The following is a 17,900-nucleotide window of genomic DNA, read 5'->3' as shown; positions in this document are numbered from 1 at the left end:
CCCCCTATTACTCAATCCCCATATTTGTTACCTTTGCGCCATGGCACAGATAAAACCGTCATTGGCAAAAGGCACACGCGATTTTTCGCCCGCCGAAATGGAGAAAAGAAACTATATATTCGATACCATCAAGGACGTATTTCGTCGCTACGGCTATCAGGAAATACAGACCCCTTCCTTTGAAAACCTTCAGACGCTTACAGGAAAATATGGCGAAGAAGGAGATAAACTAATTTTCAAGATCCTCAATTCCGGCGATTTTCTGTCAAAGGTTTCCGAAGATAAACTGATGGAAAGAAACTCAAACGCGCTTACTCCTCTAATCAGCGAAAAAGCGCTGCGCTATGACCTCACGGTGCCCTTTGCCCGCTACGTCGTAATGCATCAAAACGATATCGCCCTTCCTTTCAAGCGTTTTCAGGTACAGCCGGTATGGCGAGCAGACAGACCGCAAAAAGGCCGCTACCGTGAATTTTATCAGTGCGATGTGGATGTTGTAGGATCCGAAAGCCTGCTTAATGAGGCCGAATTTGTGCTTATTTATAAAGAGGCTTTAGGTAAATTAGGATTGAAAGACTTCACCATAAAGCTAAACAACCGAAAGATATTAGCAGGCATTGCAGCTCTTATCGGCAAGCCCGAATTGCTGATAGAAATGACCGTGGCCATAGACAAACTGGACAAGATAGGTCTGGAGGGAGTCAACAAAGAGTTGCTGGAAAGAGGATTTACACCAGCAGATCTTGAGAAATTGTACCCAGTTATTACCTTAAGTGGCAACATCACCGAAAAGGTGAGCTCGCTGAAGAAAACTTTGGCCCCAACCGAAATCGGACTACAGGGAATTGCCGAGATAGAAGAGGTATTAGCATATGTGCAAGCCATGGATTCAGGCGCAGGCCACCTAGTTGAACTAGATATCACCTTGGCACGGGGTCTGAATTATTACACAGGATGTATATTTGAGGTAAAGACCAACGAAGTGCAAATGGGCAGCATAGGCGGAGGCGGCCGATACGATGACCTTACCGGCATGTTCGGCCTCAAGGGACTCACGGGGGTTGGTATCTCCTTTGGCGCAGACCGCATTTACGATGTCCTGGAAGAATTGCAGCTTTTTCCCAAAAGCGCTCAACAGGGAACGAAAGTGCTCATCAGCAATTTTGACACTACTGCTCAGCAATATGCTCTGCCAATAGTGCAGCAACTGCGTCAAGCGGGCATCAGCAGTGAGCTATACCCCAACGCTTCCAAACTGAAAAAGCAGATGAGCTATGCCGATGCCAAAGGTATCCCTTACGTTATCTTGATAGGGGAACAAGAAATGACAGGTGGCTTATTGACCTTAAAAGATATGGCTACGGGAGATCAGCAATCACTGGAGTTGAGTGCCATCGTTGAACGACTGAGATAAACACTTCAACTTTTTGGGCATAAAAAAACCCAGCGTTGGGGATGCTGGGCAAAAACTTATGTTTTTCAATCAACCTAAATCTGTATAAATAACGCCTCATGTAGGCAGATTATTACGCATCGCACAAAATTCACATTAAAAAAACAGGAAAAAACACACAAGAAGCTGACTATCAATATTTTTATTTTTTAAATTTTTCTTGCATAGTCTTCTCCAAAGCAAACATCTGATCCCTCAGCCTCGCTGCCTGCAAGAAGTCCATTTCTTTGGCAGCCTTTTCCATCTCCTTACGCACAGCATCTATCGCCTTCTGCATTTGCGGCTTTGTCATATATTGCACCACAGGGTCGGCAGCTACAGTAGCCTCCGGCTCGGGATCCACATAGGCCTTCGCTGGTCTGGATTTGAAATCGGCCACCGAGGTCTGCTCCATAATAGCTTCCTTTGATTTGCCCACCGTACGTGGCACTATACCATGTTCCTCGTTGTATTTGATCTGCTTTTCCCTACGCCTGTTGGTTTCTTCAATTGTCAACCGCATGCTATCGGTTATGGTATCTGCATACATGATAACCCTTCCCTTATCGTTCCGGGCCGCCCTACCAATAGTCTGTATAAGCGAAGTCTGGGAACGCAAAAAACCTTCCTTGTCAGCATCTAGAATAGCCACCAAGGTTACCTCCGGCAGATCTAAGCCTTCACGCAACAAGTTGATGCCCACCAATACGTCAAATTCTCCAAGGCGCAGCCCGCGCAAGATTTCCACGCGCTCTAACGTCTTTATTTCGGAGTGGATATATCGTACTTTAATCCCTAAACGAGCCATATACTTAGTCAATTCCTCAGACATGCGTTTTGTCAGCGTAGTCACCAAGACACGGCCACCCTGTTTCGTCACGGTATCCACTTCATCCAGCAAGTCATCCACCTGATTGATGACCGGTCGTATCTCAATGACAGGATCCAGCAAGCCCGTAGGACGTATCACCTGTTCCACAACAACTCCCTCGGTTTTTTGCAGCTCATAATCGCTAGGAGTAGCACTTACATAAATAGTCTGGGGCGCCAAAGATTCAAACTCGGGAAAATTAAGCGGCCTGTTGTCAAGCGCTGCAGGCAATCGGAAGCCGTATTCTACCAACGAGATTTTGCGAGATCGGTCCCCACCATACATCGCCCTGATCTGGGGCACCGTCACGTGACTTTCATCGATCACCATTAGATAGTCGTCCGGGAAATAGTCCAGGAGGCAGAAAGGACGCATCCCAGGCTTTCTACCGTCAAAAAAGCGAGAGTAGTTTTCTATACCGCTGCAATAGCCCAGCTCACGCATCATTTCCAGATCAAAGTTAGTCCGCTCCTCCAGGCGCTTTGCCTCCAGCATCTTTCCTTCATTTACCAGTTGGGTCTTTCGCTGCTCCAGCTCTTCCTGTATGCCCCATATGGACTGGAGAAATTTTTCTCGCGGCGTCACAAAAAGATTGGCAGGAAAAAGTGCCATATGTTCCATCTTTTCAAGAGTTGCGCCAGAAACGGGGTCGATCACACTCAGCTCCTCAATCTCATCGCCAAAAAAACTGACGCGGTAAGCTTCATCCATATATGCCGGGAAAATGTCTACCGTATCCCCCTTTACGCGAAAGGTTCCCCTCTTGAACTCGGCAGTAGTACGTGCATACAATATCTCCACCAACCTGTGCAAAAAAGCATTGCGACTAATAACCGTACCCACGGAAAATCGGAATATGGAACGCGAGAAATCCTCAGGGTTCCCCATACCGTAAATACAGGAAATAGAAGATACCACAATGACGTCCCTTCTACCGGACATCAGTGCCGATGTGGTCTTCAACCTCAACTTTTCAATTTCATCATTGATCTGCAAATCCTTTTCGATATAGGTGTTTGACGTAGCGATATAGGCCTCTGGCTGGTAATAGTCGTAATAGGACACGAAGTAATTCACCGCGTTTTCCGGAAAGAACTGTTTCATTTCGCCATACAACTGTGCAGCCAATGTCTTATTGTGGCTAAGAATCAATGTGGGCTTTTGAGTTTGCTCGATAACATTCGCAACAGTGAAAGTCTTGCCCGATCCCGTCACTCCAAGTAAGGTTTGATAGTGTTCGCCGGCTTTCACTCCCTCTACCAATTCCTTGATAGCTTGCGGCTGATCGCCAGTAGGAATATACTCTGATGTTAATTTGAAGTTCATAAAAAAAAGTTGTCAGTTGTCAGTTGCCTGTTACGAGTAGATAACTTCCCAATTTGCAATAGCGCATTCTCGGAAACAGCGCACAACTCACAACACATAACGCTCAACTGTTACAAAACAAAGATACGCATTCCCTGTTTTCCATTTGCCACATCAATGTACGGATATTCATTCACCGATATTTCATTATTCATTTAATAATTAGCAATTTTGCCATATGCCATTCATCCTATCACAAACAGACAGCATAGCTAACCATTACATTGCGGAAATGCGCAATGTTGAAGTTCAGCAAGACCGTATGCGGTTCAGGCGTAACCTAGAACGTCTAGGTGAGCTTTTCGCCTATGAAATCAGCAAACACCTGCCATACGAGGATGTGGAGATAGAAACTCCCCTCGGTATTGCCGAATGTGCTCTATTGGCTGAACAACCCGTTTTAATGACGATCATTCGGGCGGGTTTGCCACTACACCAAGGCCTGCTCAACGTTTTTGACCAAGCAGACTGCGGATTTATTGGCGCCTATCGCAAAACCAAGAAAAGTGGTGAGTTTGAGATAAAAAAGGAATACATGACCAGTCCGGATTTAAATGACCGTATCGTCATCATGGCCGACCCTATGCTGGCCACCGGAAGAAGCATTGTACTCACCTGCAAGGAACTACTTGGCGAATACGCCCTCAAAGAGCTACACATTGTCTCGGCCATAGCCAGCGAGGAGGGAATAGCGCATGTAAAGGCATATCTTCCCCGCGCCAAGCTATGGATTGGTGCCATTGATAGTGAACTGACCAGCAAGTCCTACATTGTACCGGGTCTGGGAGATGCCGGCGACTTGGCCTATGGCAGCAAACTCAGCAACTAGCAACAAAACAGGTAAGATAAATGGATACCACACGTTTCCAGAAAAAGAAACACCTTTTCTTCGATCTCGATCACACCATTTGGGATTTTGACAGAAACGCCGCAGAAACCCTGTCCGAGCTTTTCGTCGATTACCAATTCGAAAGACTGGGTATTGCTTCTTCCGACCTGTTTATAGAAACATATAACCGAAATAACCAGCGCGTATGGGCCATGTACCACAATGGTTTGATAGACAAAACAGAATTGCGCCGCGCGCGATTTGCCGATACTTTTACCGAATTGGGAATAGATCCTGCGAGTTTTCCTCAAGCCTTTGAGGAAGACTACCTTCGTATATGTCCTCATAAGACGCACCTATTTCCAGGGGCCTATGAAACATTGGCCTATCTCCAAGAGAGATACACCCTTCACCTCATCTCCAACGGATTTAAGGAAGCAGTGGAAACCAAGCTGGCCAAGAGTAATCTAAAGCCCTACTTCCATCAGGTCATCATCAGCGAGGTAGTAGGCGTACACAAACCCAATCCCAAGATATACGACCATTCCCTGGCCGGTGCAAAGGGCAGCAAAACGGATAGCATCATGATAGGCGATAGCCTGGAAGCCGATGTACGTGGCGCCATGAATTTCGGCATGGACGCCATATTCTTCAATCCCAATGCCCTGGAAAAACCAGCTGACATACCCTACAGCATCCAACAGTTGAAAGAGTTGAAAGAGTGGTTTTAATAAAAGTTACAAGTTGTAAACCCATTTATTAGCTGCCCAAAGCAGCTGGAAATATTATAACTTAGAACATATTACTTGCAACTCGGTCAATACTGCCCCGTCCCCAAAAGCACCAGGGTACAGGCCTCCAATGTTTCAATACCAGCTTGTTGTGCCAAACGTTCCAATTCCGGATTTTCCGTGCCAGGATTAAAGATAATCCGCTTGGGATGTACGGCCATGATGTAGTCGTAATATTCAGGTTGGGTCTGCGGCCCAATATATAAGGTAACGGTATCGATATCGGTGGGAGCATCGGCAGCTTTTTCTATAGGCACACCGGCAAGCTCGCCCATTTTAATCCCAATATTCACAATTTCATGTCCATATGATTTTAGTCGATGAGCGGCCAGATAAGCATAACGGGAAGGGTTGGGCGTAGCCCCTATGATCATGGTTTTCTTCATCTTTCTTTATCTTTGGATGAACAAATGGCAACAAGTGTGCCGAAAAACATGCGATCAAAATAGCGCACAATTAAAAACGGGATAAGGCATCAGCCCTATCCCGTTATCGAAGCATTGTTAGCGTTTACTATTTATTGAGCATCCCACCATACTCTTCCCGTGAGCAAGTCGCCACCAGAAACCGCAGCAGAAGCTGCTCTGTAGTTTTCGGGATTGGTAGATTCCTCTGCCGTTGGATAAGGGAACCTTCTCGGTATGGTACCGTTAGTTGCATTATTGACGTAGTTCACTGGCGTCAATTCGGGAAATCCCGTTCTTCGCCAATTGGACCAAGCCTCATAAAAATTAAATGACGTACAGGTTTGTACCCAATACTGCTCCGCAATCTGTTGCGGCCCGCTGGCTATAACCAAAGGATGTGCATTGGCAAAAGCTTCAGCCTCTGTCTCGCTTACCGTCAGGGCGCTTCCCCATTGGCTTAAGTAAGTGATGGAAGCCTTTACACCATTTTTATAATGTTCGGCAGCACTTCCTCCGATTCCCCATTTTAATGCTGCCTCAGCCAACAACAGTTCGGACTCGGCGTAGGTAAGCACAAAGGTAGGAGCATCTCGTTCTATCATGGCAGGGTGCGGCTGGGAATAATCGCCAATCGTGGTATAATCAGGGTCTGAAGAAACGTCGCGTCCAGCAACGCCGCTCAGGTCTTTTCCGTTTGGCAATCCTTTTTGCGCTGCGGCATTTGTAACGAAAGCGGCATTTTGCACCGTTGAGGTAGTGGGATACAAATTAGTCACAGCTACTTTTAACCTTGGATCGTTGGTCGCCTTTAGGAAATCTATAAAGGTCTTTGACCACCTTACATAGTAGTGTTCTTGTCCACCGTCCAAAAAGGTTTGACTATTTCTATTTTGTGTTTCTCTACCACCAGTAATATCATGAATAATTTTAGCGTTGTCGTCATTGCCTTGAAATGTATTGTTCAATGCTTTTTCTACATAAGTTCTAGCGGTAGTTTCATCGACCTTTGTCAAGCGCATGGCAGCTCGCAACATCAGGGTGTAACCAAATCTCTTCCATTTGTTAATATCGCCCGCGTACACTAAATCTCCTGTCAAAGCATCGCCCGAAGCATCTAGGGCAACCACGGCCTCATCCAGTTCTTTCAGAATATCTTGATAAATAAATTGCTGGCTATCAAACTTGGGATATAGAATGCTGGAATAGTAACCCATACCCGCCTCCGAATAAGGCACGTCACCATAGAGGTCCGTAATACGCTCAAATGCCAGGGCCTTCCATATTCTTGCCACTTGGTGAACATTGTTATATTCTTCTTTCCCTCTGGTAGATTCAACCACGTCCACTATTCGCTTAATTTGTTCGTCGTAAGCCCTTTCCCAATAAGCCGAGGTATACCAGGGGGTCAACATGTATTTATCTCCCGCCCAGTAGGAGGACAAAGCGGCCAACCCTTGAATCATGGTAGAAGAATATATGAGATTCGCTCTCCACGTATCGTAAGCAAAGTCCGTACTTCCCGCATAGGTCAGCTGCGCGGTAGTCAGCACGAAATTCGGATTAAAGTTATTGGATGAATAAGCTATTGGATTTGTGTTGATTTCCACAAAATCCTTAGTGCAAGAAGTCGTCATTAGCAATGTTGAGACTCCCGCCATCAAGATGGATTTTATATTTTTTTTCATGATGTTTCTTCTACTTAAAATTTAACATTCAGATTGACACCAAAGGAACGCACAGGCGGTATACCTCCTAGTTCGATTCCTGGAATAGCGGAAGAGTAACCACCTTCAGGATCTATGTTGTCTGTTTTACGCATTAATATGAACGGGTTGCGGGCTACTGCACTGATATTTACCGACTTTATCTTAGAGTCAAACAGAGAACCGAAGGTATAGCCCAATATGATCTGACGTACTTTTATGAAGTCGGCACTTTCAACGTTCAAGCTGGATACGTTCTGCACCAAATTTGAATAATAGGAAGATGCCTCCGTAACCGTATTGCTTCCTGCTGGCGCAAAATTTCCTTCTCTATTTTCCAAGGTAGCCTTATGAAGCCCGTTAAAATAACCATAATAATCCGTTCCAGAATAGATTTTGGCTCCCCATTTTCCTTCCAGCAAAAACGAAAGATTCACTTTTTTATAGCTGAATTCATTGTTCCAACCCGCGGTCCACTTAGGAATGGCGGATCCTTGTGGCGTTAATTCTCCCCTGTCGGGAATACCGCTCTCTAAATACTGAATGTTGCCATTTTCATCGTATTTATAGTCATATGCCAATATCTGAAAAGCAGGAAGCCCTTCGAGATGCTGAATAAAGCCAACCCCTGTACGAGACACTCCCATAGGCAAGGCGTCAGTGCCCTCCGCCATTTCGAGTATCACGTTGCTGTTGACCGACCCATTTAATGAAGTAGTCCAGTTGAATTTTCCATCGCGAACAATACGTGCGGTCACCAATGCCTCAAATCCCCTATTTCTCATAGAACCACTATTTAGGACGGCTCCAGTATAGCCAGTTGTAGTAGAGGTTGTCACTGGAATAATTTCCCCGTCAGATATCTTATTATACCAAGTAGCGTCTAAGGAAAGTAGGTTGTTAAATAGGGTAAGTTCCGTACCAATTTCAAATTCAGAAGCAGAAGAAGCGACGAGGCTCGCATTTGGAATAGTCGAGTTGCTTATAGACCCCAAAGCATTCCCCCCAATCGTTCCGCTTAGGAAGCTATACGCCAATTGGGTTTGATAAGGATCGGTAGCCTGACCTACTTCGGCATAGCCTAGACGCAGCTTTCCAAAATCCAAGAAAGACGGTTTCCATAGCTCAGAAAAAACAAAGGATGTGTTTACACCTGGGTAAACCGTATTCAGTTTATTGTTGACCCCTGGAGTTGCCAAGGTAGAAAACCAATCGCTTCGGATGGATCCAGTAAGGTATATAAGGTCTTTATAGGACACTTCAACGTTTCCATATAGAGACTGCACCTCGAACTGTGTGTCTGTATAAGCAAAGCCCTTATTCCTCAGGTTGGGAATATTATAGACAAAAGGCACGTTGAAATCATTGCCATTATTTGTGGTGGCAATGGTGTGCGTATTCCGATAGGCAGCGCCAATAGCTGGAGCAAAAGAAAAATCGGATGCAGTGAATGTCCCTCCCAGCAAAACGTCTGCATTCATATCCGTAAAGCTCGTGTTGGTAAGGGACATCGAACCATTGGGCCTATAAGCCGTACCCGTTGGAACTACATTGGTATAGGTATCATTATAGTGATCTCTACCTACCCTACCCTGAATATAATAAGCTCCTGCAAAATCGTATCTAGCCGTGATGGAAGATATTAACCTTTCTCGGTCGGTATCGTTGACGAACTTCTCCGCGGCAAACCAAGGGTTCGTTGCCCAGGAGTTTCCTGTGTTGAATGCCAATTCGCTTCCATCTGGGTTCCATCCCGGTTTCAAGGTATTGACATCCAAACTGGTTGGCAAAAACATAACTTGATAGTTAGCGTTACCTGCACCGTCGGAAAGCATCGATCTGTTTCTAGCTTTCTCTATAATATAATTCACCCGCGCATCGATCTTAAGGTTATTGATCGGATCGAATGTTCCAGCTAAATTGAAGGTATTTCTATCTAAAGAAGAGTTTGGCACCACGGAAAGGTTATCCATATTACTAGCAGACAAGCGAATAGCTCCACCGGTAAAACTTCTATTCAGAGTTACTGTGTTTGTCCAGTTATTTCCTGTGCGATAGAATTTACTCAAATTATCTGTTACAGCAGAATAAGGTCGTTCCACCCCGTCAAACTGAGGCACTAAAGAGCCGTCCAACAGTCCTCCCCAGCTAGAACCACCAGATTGTCCTGCCGCAGTTGCCGACACGGGCTTTATATTGTTCGACCCCTGTCCATAGACATATTGCCAATCCGTCAAATCCATGACCTGCTCTCCTACGAAATTGGAATTGAACTCAATCCCGTTTCCTTTGCCGCTTTTAGTAGTTATCATGATCACGCCCGCTTTAGCACGATAGCCATATAGGGCAGAGGCCGCTGCTCCCTTTAATACCGAGATGGACTCGATATCATCTGGATTAATATTGCCGACCGCATCGCCCAAATCTGGCGCGTTATCCCACTGCCCACCAGGTTGCGCCCCCCTCGTATTTTCCATGGGGACACCATTTATTACATATAATGGCTGTGAATTTGCGGTTGAACTAATGGTAGAAACCCCACGGATTAGCACATTGTTGGACGCACCTGGGCCTCCAGCACCTGCGGTAATGTTCAAGCCCGCAACCTTTCCCGCTAAGGAATTCATCACATTGGTTTCCCTTGCTTGAGTGAGGCCCTCCCCTTGTACTTCAGTTACCGAGTAGCCTAAAGCCTTTCTTTCCTTTTTGATACCTAAGGCTGTTACGACCACTTCATTGAGCTCATTCGTATCTTCTTGTAAAATCACATTTAAGGTAGTTCTACCGTTTAAGGGAACTTCCTGAGCCACAAAACCTGTATATGTAAATCTAAGTGTGGCATTGGGGTCTACAGTAAGTGTAAATTGGCCATTCACATCGGTGGTGGTTCCTTGAGCAGAACCTTTTATCCTTATAGATACACCGGGTAGCGGAGCGTTTAGTGTGTCGCGTACGACACCAGTAACTTTATTTTGGGCCATAGCTCCATACATAGCCCATACCATCAATAAAGCTAATAGTAATGTTTTCTTCATGTTAAATAATGTTTTAGGATTGTTTTAAGGATTTTGTTAGATGTTGGTTTTTTTCTTCATTAGCATTTAGTTTTAGTTAGTCGATTGTGAAATAAAAAATTACTGTTCATTGTTATAATGGTCCATCACCAGGGCCGCTGCGCCGTACAGTTCGGCATTGTACCCTATATTTGAAACGGACAAATCCATATTCGCAGCCAGGCGTGGTATGCAGAATTTATTGAGCGCCTGCTGAATGGGTGCCAATAATATCTTACCTACCTTTGCTCCCCTTCCACTCAGTACGATGGCTTCGGGATTCATAATGTGAATGAGAATGGAAATGGCCTTGCCAATTTGATACGCCGCATCAGAAAGCAGCTGAACGGCAAATTGATCCCCTTTATTTGCCTCTTCCATCAATGCTTCGCCCACCTTCGTGATATTATCCGGCGAAATGCTGCTCAAGCTGGTAACTTTCTGTTCCTTAATACCTTCGGCCACTTTATTTGCCACTACCAGGAGAGAAGCTTCCGCCTCCAGACAGCCTTGCTTGCCGCAGGAGCACAATTTGCCGTCCTCATATAGGGGAATATGGCTAAACTCACCAGCCAATCCATTGTGCCCACGGAATATTTTGCCATTCACGATCATGCCAAGCCCGATGCCCCAACCGATATTGATCACCATCACGTCCTCCTTTTCCTTCGCTATTCCAAAGCGCAGCTCGGCAAGAGCGATCAGACTGGAGTCGTTATCTATAAAGGTGGGGATCTCTATTGCTTTACTGATATATTCCCTCAGGTTGATATTACCGTCGCTCAGGTAGGTATAGTTTAGCCCATCTACCATATCCACAAAACCCGGGACACCAATGCCTGCCCCTATAAATTCAGTCCTGCTTATTCCAGAAGCATCTAAATGGGCATTTACCCGCTCTATCAAAATAGACAAAGCCTGTTCATTATGCAGCAAAGGCAGATCAAAAACCGATATATCGCCAACAAAATTGTTCTTTAAGTCTATGATAGCCACTTTGGTCACCAACTGATCCATAGCGACGGAAAGGATATACTTCCCCTGGGCTTTTAACGCATACAACACAGGCCTACGCCCTCCTTTTGAGGGCGCAAAACCAAATTCTACGACGATCCCATCAGCAATCAGCTCCAATAAGGCGGTGTTCACCGTAGGAATGCTTCTTTCCAAGGCCTTACCAAGATCGGCACAAGACATCTCCCCCTCATAGTAAAGCAACTTTACTATTTCGTTCTTAAATAATTGCGAAGATCTTTTCTTACCAAGTACTTGCTCACTCATTGTTTCAGGTTATAAAGCAAATAAACAATTCATTTATTAAAAAAACAAAATCTTTTTAAACTTTTTTAAAAAGAAAAGCAAAAACAATCACATCTTTGCAAAAGAATGCATTTTAATTAAACAACTGTGCATAATAACGCAACCCGAGATAAGATATAACGAACTAAAGGCCACATTTTAGAGCAGCATTTGGGAAAGCGCGCTGGGAATACCTATTTTTGCAGCCATGGCAGGCATCTACATCCACATTCCCTTCTGTAAACAAGCGTGCCACTATTGCGATTTCCATTTCAGCACCTCCTTAAAGAACAGAGAAGATCTTTTGGCCTCCATTAAAATGGAGCTATACTTGCAAAAGGAATATTTGAAAGGTCAAAGCCTAGAAACCGTCTACTTTGGCGGCGGTACACCATCGCTTCTTACGGTAGCCGAACTAAACTCGATTATGGATATCATCCATAAGCACCATTCCCTGCAAGGTGACGCAGAGATTACCTTGGAAGCAAATCCGGACGATCTTGACCTGAAGAAAATCACCGAACTAAAAGGTAGCCCTATCAACCGACTCAGCATAGGCATCCAGTCATTTTATGACGAAGACCTCAACTGGATGAACAGGGCCCATCGTGCCGAGGAAGCACAGTCGGCACTAATGAATGCCCTCCATCATGGCTTTGAGAACCTGACCGTCGACTTAATATATGGCTATCCCCTGCTAAGCCACGAAAAATGGAACAAGAACCTGCAAAAGGTAATCGACTTGGGCATCCCGCACATATCGGCCTACAGCATGACCGTAGAAGCCCGCACGGCCCTTAATCATCAGATAACCAAAGGGCAAAGTGCTCCAATGGATGAGGAGCAGAGCGAAAGGCAGTTTATTTTTTTAATGGAGACGCTTTCTGCCAACGGATACGAGCATTACGAGATCTCCAATTTTGCCAAGGACAAACGGTATGCCCGGCATAACAGCAATTATTGGAAAGGCATCCCATACTTGGGCATAGGCCCGTCGGCGCATTCCTATAATGGGACGCATAGGTCCTGGAACATTGCCAACAACAGCAAATACATCGCATCTATCAAGGAGAAAAAATTACCACAAGAGCAGGAGACCTTAACATCGACCAATAGGCTAAACGAATATATCATGACAAGCCTACGCACTATTTGGGGAATCGATTTCACTTATATATTGGGCACCTTCGGTGCCGAGCACTTGCATCAGTTACAGTCAAACGCACAACAACACCTCAAAAGCGGACATCTTTATTTACATGAAGATAAGCTATTCCTTTCCCAAAAAGGGAAGCTCCTTGCAGACCGCATAGCGGCCGACCTGTTCTTTTAGCAGCTATTCTCAGACCTCTTCACGCCCAAGCACGTAAGACAATATCTTTTCCGTAGCTCCAGCTTGCTGCTGTACATAGCCATACGCCCGTTTGCCTATTTCGTTTCTTTCGTCGTCTTTTTGCAAATGGTCAAGCACATTGACGACATCGTGAATATTTTCTACACAAAAGGCGGCCTTTGCCTGAATGAGGTCCTTAGCTTCCTGAAACTTCTCGTATCTTGGCCCAAACAGGATTGGAACACCATAAGCCGCAGCCTCAAGTGTATTGTGTATCCCCTCTCCAAAACCGCCACCGATATAGGCGATATCCGCGTAAGCATATATTGCACTGAGCATGCCGATATTATCTATAATAAGGACATTCGGTTTTCTAGCATTCAGCTGTTTTTCCCAATCATTACCGCTCACTTCAAAACTAGACTCGTCGTACTTTTCGCTTCTTACGGAATTCTCTTCGTCTTGACCTCTCATATCGTACACCTTCCCAATCGCTCCCACGCTGCGCACATACCCATTCAAGACGGAATACAGCACGTTATCGGTAAATCGCATGGCAATCTCCTTGATATGCTGAGGAGTAACCATATGCGGCGCAATAATCAACTTCCATTCGGGATAAACCTGATGGAGCGAGAGCAGCAGCTCTTCATCTGGCAGCCATGTACTCCCGGCCACCAGCACTTTGCTACCCGACACAAACTGTTCTATAACAGGCAAGCTCCGCTCCCTAGAGGAGAGGCCAGCTACCCGATCGAAACGCGTATCGCCCGTCAGCGAAATTTGCCGTATCCCTATCCGCTGCAGCAACTGGGCGCTTTCTTGATTTTGAACAAAATAATGGTCCACAAAAAATAAAACATCCCTAAATGGCTTTCCGTACCATTTAAAGAAAAACTGACTAGGCCTGAAGATCGCCGATATCAAGTAGAGCTTGGCTCCATGACTTTTTATCTGCTTAAAGTGATTGTACCAAAGCTCGTATTTCACGAAGAAAACCATCTCTGGGTTTATTGCCTTTACAAAACGTCTTGCATTTCCGGGCGTATCTGCCGGCAAGTAAAACACATGATTCACCTCGCTGTAGTTCTTACGTATCTCATAGCCAGATGGCGAAAAAAAAGTCGCCACCAAAGGTTTATCCGGACATCTTTTCTTGAAGGCCTCAAGAACAGGACGCCCTTGCTCAAACTCACCTAATGAGGCAAAGTGGAACCAAACATGCTTTTTCGAACTATCTACCTCTTTCTCCACCAAGTTCAAAAGGCCGTCACGGCCATTTTTCCATACACGCACCCTCTTATTAAAAGGTTTGACAAGCCAAAGAAACAGCTGCCCCAAATAAACGATAACATTATATAACATACTTTTATTACTATAGATGCGTAATACTTCTATGCAGTACAGCGGCAAAGTTAAAATTGTTTGGCATTAGACCTGTAATTTTGTCTATTTTCCATATATTCGAAAGCTTAAACAGCAATTTCATTTTCAAAAAACATGAGCAAAATCCTTGTAACAGGCGGAACCGGATACATCGGTTCACACACTGTAGTAGAACTTATCAACGCAGGTTATACTCCCATTATCGTCGACAATCTTTCGAATTCCAACATTGGCGTATTGAAGCAGCTGGAGAAGATAACGGGAAAACTCCCAGAATTCCACAATTTTGATCTTTGCGACGAGGAAAAGGTAAAAAAGTTCATCGAAGAACATACAGATATAGAAGGCGTTATCCATTTTGCGGCCAGCAAGGCCGTCGGCGAGTCGGTAGCGGAACCGGTCAAGTACTACCACAACAATTTCTTCTCGCTCATCAACTTGCTGAATGCCTATAAAGGCAAGCCCGTTAATTTCGTTTTTTCCTCTAGCTGCACAGTATATGGGCAACCAGAACAACTTCCCGTAACGGAATCTAGCCCAGTTCAAAAGGCCGAATCACCCTATGGCAACACCAAACAAGTAGCCGAGGAAATCCTTACGGATACTGCACATGCTTTCAAAAACTACAACATCATCTCCCTCCGCTATTTCAATCCGGTGGGAGCGCATGAAAGTGCTCTTATAGGAGAACTTCCTTTAGGCATTCCCCAAAATCTGGTGCCTTTCATCACCCAATCGGCCATTGGCAAACGGGGGCCTATCACGGTTTATGGCGACGACTATAATACTCCCGATGGATCGGCCATCAGAGATTACATCCATGTGGTAGACCTTGCAAAGGCCCATGTCGCCGCCATCAAGCTACTGAAAAAAGGTACTGAATCCAACTACGATGTGTTTAATTTAGGCACGGGCAAAGGCAGCAGCGTGCTGGAAGTGATCAAGGCCTTTGAAGACACGACCGGAGTAAAGCTCGACTATACCATTGGCCCTAGAAGGTCAGGTGATGTGGAGCAGGTATGGGGAGACGTGAGCAAGGCTGAAAAAATTCTCGGATGGAAAAGCACTCTGGATATAGCGGATATGATGAAGTCTGCCTGGGCATGGGAAGTCTACTTAAAAGAAAAGAATCCTTTCAATCTTTAACGTGTTCCAATGTCCCTATCCAAAGATCCCGATTTGAAAAAAGCTGTCCTACTACTCCCTCAAAAGGAGAAGGACAAGCTGCTCATTCGGCTGATCAACAAAGATAAACTCTTAATCAAGCAACTGCATTTTCAGTTGCTGGAAGATGAGCAGGACCTCGAAGAGAGAACGGAATCCCTGCGCCGACAGTTTCTCCAGCACATGGAGCAAGCAGTCGGCTATATAAACAACCAGCTGCACACACGAAATATAAAAAGGCTACACACCGAACTGCGTGCCTATAGCGGGTTCATAAACGAGTATGCCTATATCACCAAAAACGTATTCAATGAAGCACAGCTGCGTCTCTTGCTTATCAACAAAAGCTTTGAGCTGTTTCCAGATTTGTTCCGGTACGACCCTCAAGGTAGGAACCAAAAACTCCTCAAATACCAGGCAGGCAGGATAAAGCTCCTGCAGGCAAAATTTGAAAAGCTCCACCCCGACTTGCAATTTGATCTTGCTGAGGGCATGGAAGCAATGGAAAATCACATAGGCAACAGCGCACTATCTTTGACAAAAGATTAACCCATCCTAAGGCAGTATGCATTATCTTTGCCCTCATGCAAACTGGCGCACCTCTATACAATCCTTTCAAAGCATTTCGCTTCGACAACAACACTTGTTTTTTATCTGGCGAAAAACTTTCATCTGAAGATGAGCAGATACAAGTATTTCCCATCTGGCTGATGCAGCAATACCATTTGGAAGACCAACCCTTCAAACTGCTGGATGAAAGCATCAGCACTTATAAAAGTCTCAAACTCCCTTGCTCTACCTCCTCTGCCGAAAAGCTGCACCTACTGGAAAAACAAGTCAAAGAAGCCTTCGACGGTGGATATGCCTCCTTGGAGAAACTACCCAAGATGTTGCTTTTCCAATGGATTGGAAAAATCATGTACGGCGTTATATTCAACGAAATACAGCTTGGCTTGCGTCAGCAGATGATGACTGGCGAGCCGATGAATTTCTCACAAGTGCTGGCCAGAAAGTTCACCAACCTACACTACATGTTGCAGTCGCTTATCGCACCCGTAGTATTTGATGGCACCATGCCTTTCAGCATCGAGGTATTTCCCGTAGAAAATGAGAAGGAGACCTTTAGCTATCGCGATGAGATAAATACCCTGGTTTTTTCCCTTCGCATGAAAGATTTTGGCCTCATCGCTTGCCTACAGGACAATGGCACCAATAGCCGCTACAATAGTGAAAAACTTGAAAAAATAGGCCACAATAAACTCCATCCTATTCAGTTTGAGGAAATATGTGGTTGCTTCTTCTATTCTGCCTATTTGTTCAACAGATTGCCCGAATATACCATCCTGCCTACGCCTGACAGCATCTATATAGAGCCCATGCCCCTATCGGGCATCGATAGCCGACCTATCTTTGATCATTTCCAGGCAAAAACATATGGCCAGGTTCTCGAGAACTTCTGGAAACCCTGGGGATATACATTATTTGAAATCATCAAAGATCCAGACAATCCAAAAAGCTTCCTATTCGATCAAGATGGAAAGTTTATCCCATGCGAAGAGGTCGACTTACCGTTGGCAGGTCATCAATAGAGGGGGTTTAATTTATCATCGTTACCACGGCGTTCAGGAAATGGGCAACAACTCCCGGATAAAAGATAATGGTAACCACCACGCCGATAATGGCGCCATAGAAATGCGCATCATGGTTGATGCTATCACCGCCCGCCTTGGCGGCCCAGGCACAATAGAGCAAGAACAAAGGCCCAAATACAACTGCCGGAATGGGAATAGGGATGAAAAACATATATAGCGATGTCTCCGGTTGAAAAAGAATGAAGCTGAACAGCACCGCACATATCGCTCCCGATGCGCCAAGGCTGTGATAATGATAGTTGTTCTTTTGCTTGAACACGGTGCCGATATCGCTCAACACCAAGCCCAGCAGGTAAATAAGGGCGAATTGTATATGCCCCCAACTGCTTACCTGTGCCAGTATTCGCTCCAGGGGAAAGCCGAAGAAATAAAATGTCATCATGTTGAACAGGAGGTGCATCCAGTCTCTATGAATCAGCCCACTTGTAATCAAGGTATAGATATTGGCACCTCTATATACGCTGTACGGATGCAGCATGAACTTGCCGTACAAACTTGGATTGGAAAAGGCATAGATGCTTGTGACGATGGTAAACAAAAAAATGAGAGAGGCAACAGGTGTACCCACAAGAAAAGACTCCATAAACGAAAAATTGAATTAGCTTCTAAAATAAA

The 17,900-nt window shown here is 45.1% G+C and carries 14 protein-coding genes; 7 read left to right on the top strand and 7 right to left on the bottom strand.

The annotated features are described in order from the left end of the window. The first annotated feature begins 40 nt into the window (after positions 1-40). Positions 41-1,414: a histidine--tRNA ligase gene (gene hisS, locus A37S_RS0100730; protein WP_028295340.1), complete on the top strand. Its 1,374-nt coding sequence runs from the start codon at positions 41-43 to the stop codon at positions 1,412-1,414. Between the two features lie 181 nt (positions 1,415-1,595). On the opposite strand, the gene uvrB is transcribed toward hisS, so the two are convergent. Continuing rightward, the gene (uvrB, locus tag A37S_RS0100725; RefSeq protein ID WP_028295339.1) at positions 1,596-3,629 is read right to left on the bottom strand and encodes an excinuclease ABC subunit UvrB; all 2,034 of its coding nucleotides are present in this window, start codon (positions 3,627-3,629) and stop codon (positions 1,596-1,598) included. A 217-nt stretch (positions 3,630-3,846) separates the two neighbouring features. Here uvrB and upp point away from each other — a divergent pair, with 217 nt between their 5' ends. Both upp and A37S_RS0100710 read left to right on the top strand, forming a co-directional pair. Next, on the top strand, positions 3,847-4,497 hold the full coding sequence (gene upp, locus A37S_RS0100715; RefSeq protein WP_028295338.1) for a uracil phosphoribosyltransferase: 651 nt from the start codon (positions 3,847-3,849) through the stop codon (positions 4,495-4,497). A 20-nt stretch (positions 4,498-4,517) separates the two neighbouring features. Continuing rightward, a complete protein-coding gene (locus A37S_RS0100710; RefSeq protein ID WP_028295337.1) occupies positions 4,518-5,228 on the top strand; it encodes a YjjG family noncanonical pyrimidine nucleotidase in 711 nt (236 codons plus the stop codon). An 86-nt stretch (positions 5,229-5,314) separates the two neighbouring features. Here A37S_RS0100710 and A37S_RS0100705 read toward each other — a convergent pair whose 3' ends face one another. The 4 genes from A37S_RS0100705 to A37S_RS0100690 form a co-directional block, all read right to left on the bottom strand. Beyond that, positions 5,315-5,674 carry a CoA-binding protein gene (locus A37S_RS0100705; RefSeq protein WP_028295336.1) on the bottom strand — a complete coding sequence of 120 codons (360 nt, stop codon included), beginning with the start codon at positions 5,672-5,674 and terminating at the stop codon, positions 5,315-5,317. A gap of 131 nt (positions 5,675-5,805) precedes the next feature. Further along, positions 5,806-7,380: a SusD/RagB family nutrient-binding outer membrane lipoprotein gene (locus tag A37S_RS0100700; RefSeq protein WP_028295335.1), complete on the bottom strand. Its 1,575-nt coding sequence runs from the start codon at positions 7,378-7,380 to the stop codon at positions 5,806-5,808. A gap of 14 nt (positions 7,381-7,394) precedes the next feature. Next, complete coding sequence (locus A37S_RS0100695) at positions 7,395-10,433, bottom strand: SusC/RagA family TonB-linked outer membrane protein (protein WP_028295334.1); 3,039 nt, start codon at positions 10,431-10,433, stop codon at positions 7,395-7,397. A gap of 99 nt (positions 10,434-10,532) precedes the next feature. Continuing rightward, positions 10,533-11,732, bottom strand: a complete 1,200-nt coding sequence (locus tag A37S_RS0100690) for an ROK family transcriptional regulator (RefSeq protein ID WP_028295333.1) — start codon at positions 11,730-11,732, stop codon at positions 10,533-10,535. Between the two features lie 226 nt (positions 11,733-11,958). On the opposite strand from A37S_RS0100690, the gene hemW reads away from it, so the two are divergent. After that, the gene (gene hemW, locus A37S_RS0100685; protein WP_028295332.1) at positions 11,959-13,083 is read left to right on the top strand and encodes a radical SAM family heme chaperone HemW; all 1,125 of its coding nucleotides are present in this window, start codon (positions 11,959-11,961) and stop codon (positions 13,081-13,083) included. A 9-nt stretch (positions 13,084-13,092) separates the two neighbouring features. Here the strand turns inward: hemW and A37S_RS27910 are convergent, their stop codons facing one another. After that, on the bottom strand, positions 13,093-14,448 hold the full coding sequence (locus A37S_RS27910; protein WP_028295331.1) for a 3-deoxy-D-manno-octulosonic acid transferase: 1,356 nt from the start codon (positions 14,446-14,448) through the stop codon (positions 13,093-13,095). 135 nt (positions 14,449-14,583) lie between these two features. On the opposite strand from A37S_RS27910, the gene galE reads away from it, so the two are divergent. From galE to A37S_RS0100665, 3 genes are read left to right on the top strand one after another with little or no spacing between them, the layout of a single operon-like run. Beyond that, positions 14,584-15,615: a UDP-glucose 4-epimerase GalE gene (gene galE / locus A37S_RS0100675; protein WP_028295330.1), complete on the top strand. Its 1,032-nt coding sequence runs from the start codon at positions 14,584-14,586 to the stop codon at positions 15,613-15,615. A gap of 9 nt (positions 15,616-15,624) precedes the next feature. Then, complete coding sequence (locus A37S_RS0100670; protein ID WP_028295329.1) at positions 15,625-16,182, top strand: hypothetical protein; 558 nt, start codon at positions 15,625-15,627, stop codon at positions 16,180-16,182. A 35-nt stretch (positions 16,183-16,217) separates the two neighbouring features. After that, complete coding sequence (locus tag A37S_RS0100665; protein WP_036600767.1) at positions 16,218-17,222, top strand: hypothetical protein; 1,005 nt, start codon at positions 16,218-16,220, stop codon at positions 17,220-17,222. A gap of 7 nt (positions 17,223-17,229) precedes the next feature. Here the strand turns inward: A37S_RS0100665 and A37S_RS0100660 are convergent, their stop codons facing one another. After that, the gene (locus tag A37S_RS0100660; protein WP_028295327.1) at positions 17,230-17,868 is read right to left on the bottom strand and encodes a rhomboid family intramembrane serine protease; all 639 of its coding nucleotides are present in this window, start codon (positions 17,866-17,868) and stop codon (positions 17,230-17,232) included. Between the last annotated feature and the right edge of the window lie 32 nt (positions 17,869-17,900).

Origin of the sequence: Olivibacter sitiensis DSM 17696, assembly GCF_000427965.1 — a bacterium.
Taxonomy (GTDB): Bacteria; Bacteroidota; Bacteroidia; order Sphingobacteriales; family Sphingobacteriaceae; genus Olivibacter; species Olivibacter sitiensis.
The sequence above is the reverse complement of the archived record's forward strand: the minus strand, read 5'-3'. Positions and strand labels throughout refer to the sequence as shown.

Coding starts and splice junctions, on each gene's coding strand:
- hisS (WP_028295340.1), top strand. CDS start 41: ATGGCACAGATAAAACCGTCATTGGCAAAAGGCACACGCGATTTTTCG.
- A37S_RS27910 (WP_028295331.1), bottom strand. CDS start 14,448: ATGTTATATAATGTTATCGTTTATTTGGGGCAGCTGTTTCTTTGGCTT.
- A37S_RS0100670 (WP_028295329.1), top strand. CDS start 15,625: ATGTCCCTATCCAAAGATCCCGATTTGAAAAAAGCTGTCCTACTACTC.
- uvrB (WP_028295339.1), bottom strand. CDS start 3,629: ATGAACTTCAAATTAACATCAGAGTATATTCCTACTGGCGATCAGCCG.
- galE (WP_028295330.1), top strand. CDS start 14,584: ATGAGCAAAATCCTTGTAACAGGCGGAACCGGATACATCGGTTCACAC.
- A37S_RS0100690 (WP_028295333.1), bottom strand. CDS start 11,732: ATGAGTGAGCAAGTACTTGGTAAGAAAAGATCTTCGCAATTATTTAAG.
- A37S_RS0100665 (WP_036600767.1), top strand. CDS start 16,218: ATGCAAACTGGCGCACCTCTATACAATCCTTTCAAAGCATTTCGCTTC.
- A37S_RS0100700 (WP_028295335.1), bottom strand. CDS start 7,380: ATGAAAAAAAATATAAAATCCATCTTGATGGCGGGAGTCTCAACATTG.
- A37S_RS0100695 (WP_028295334.1), bottom strand. CDS start 10,433: ATGAAGAAAACATTACTATTAGCTTTATTGATGGTATGGGCTATGTAT.
- A37S_RS0100660 (WP_028295327.1), bottom strand. CDS start 17,868: ATGGAGTCTTTTCTTGTGGGTACACCTGTTGCCTCTCTCATTTTTTTG.
- A37S_RS0100710 (WP_028295337.1), top strand. CDS start 4,518: ATGGATACCACACGTTTCCAGAAAAAGAAACACCTTTTCTTCGATCTC.
- A37S_RS0100705 (WP_028295336.1), bottom strand. CDS start 5,674: ATGAAGAAAACCATGATCATAGGGGCTACGCCCAACCCTTCCCGTTAT.
- hemW (WP_028295332.1), top strand. CDS start 11,959: ATGGCAGGCATCTACATCCACATTCCCTTCTGTAAACAAGCGTGCCAC.
- upp (WP_028295338.1), top strand. CDS start 3,847: ATGCCATTCATCCTATCACAAACAGACAGCATAGCTAACCATTACATT.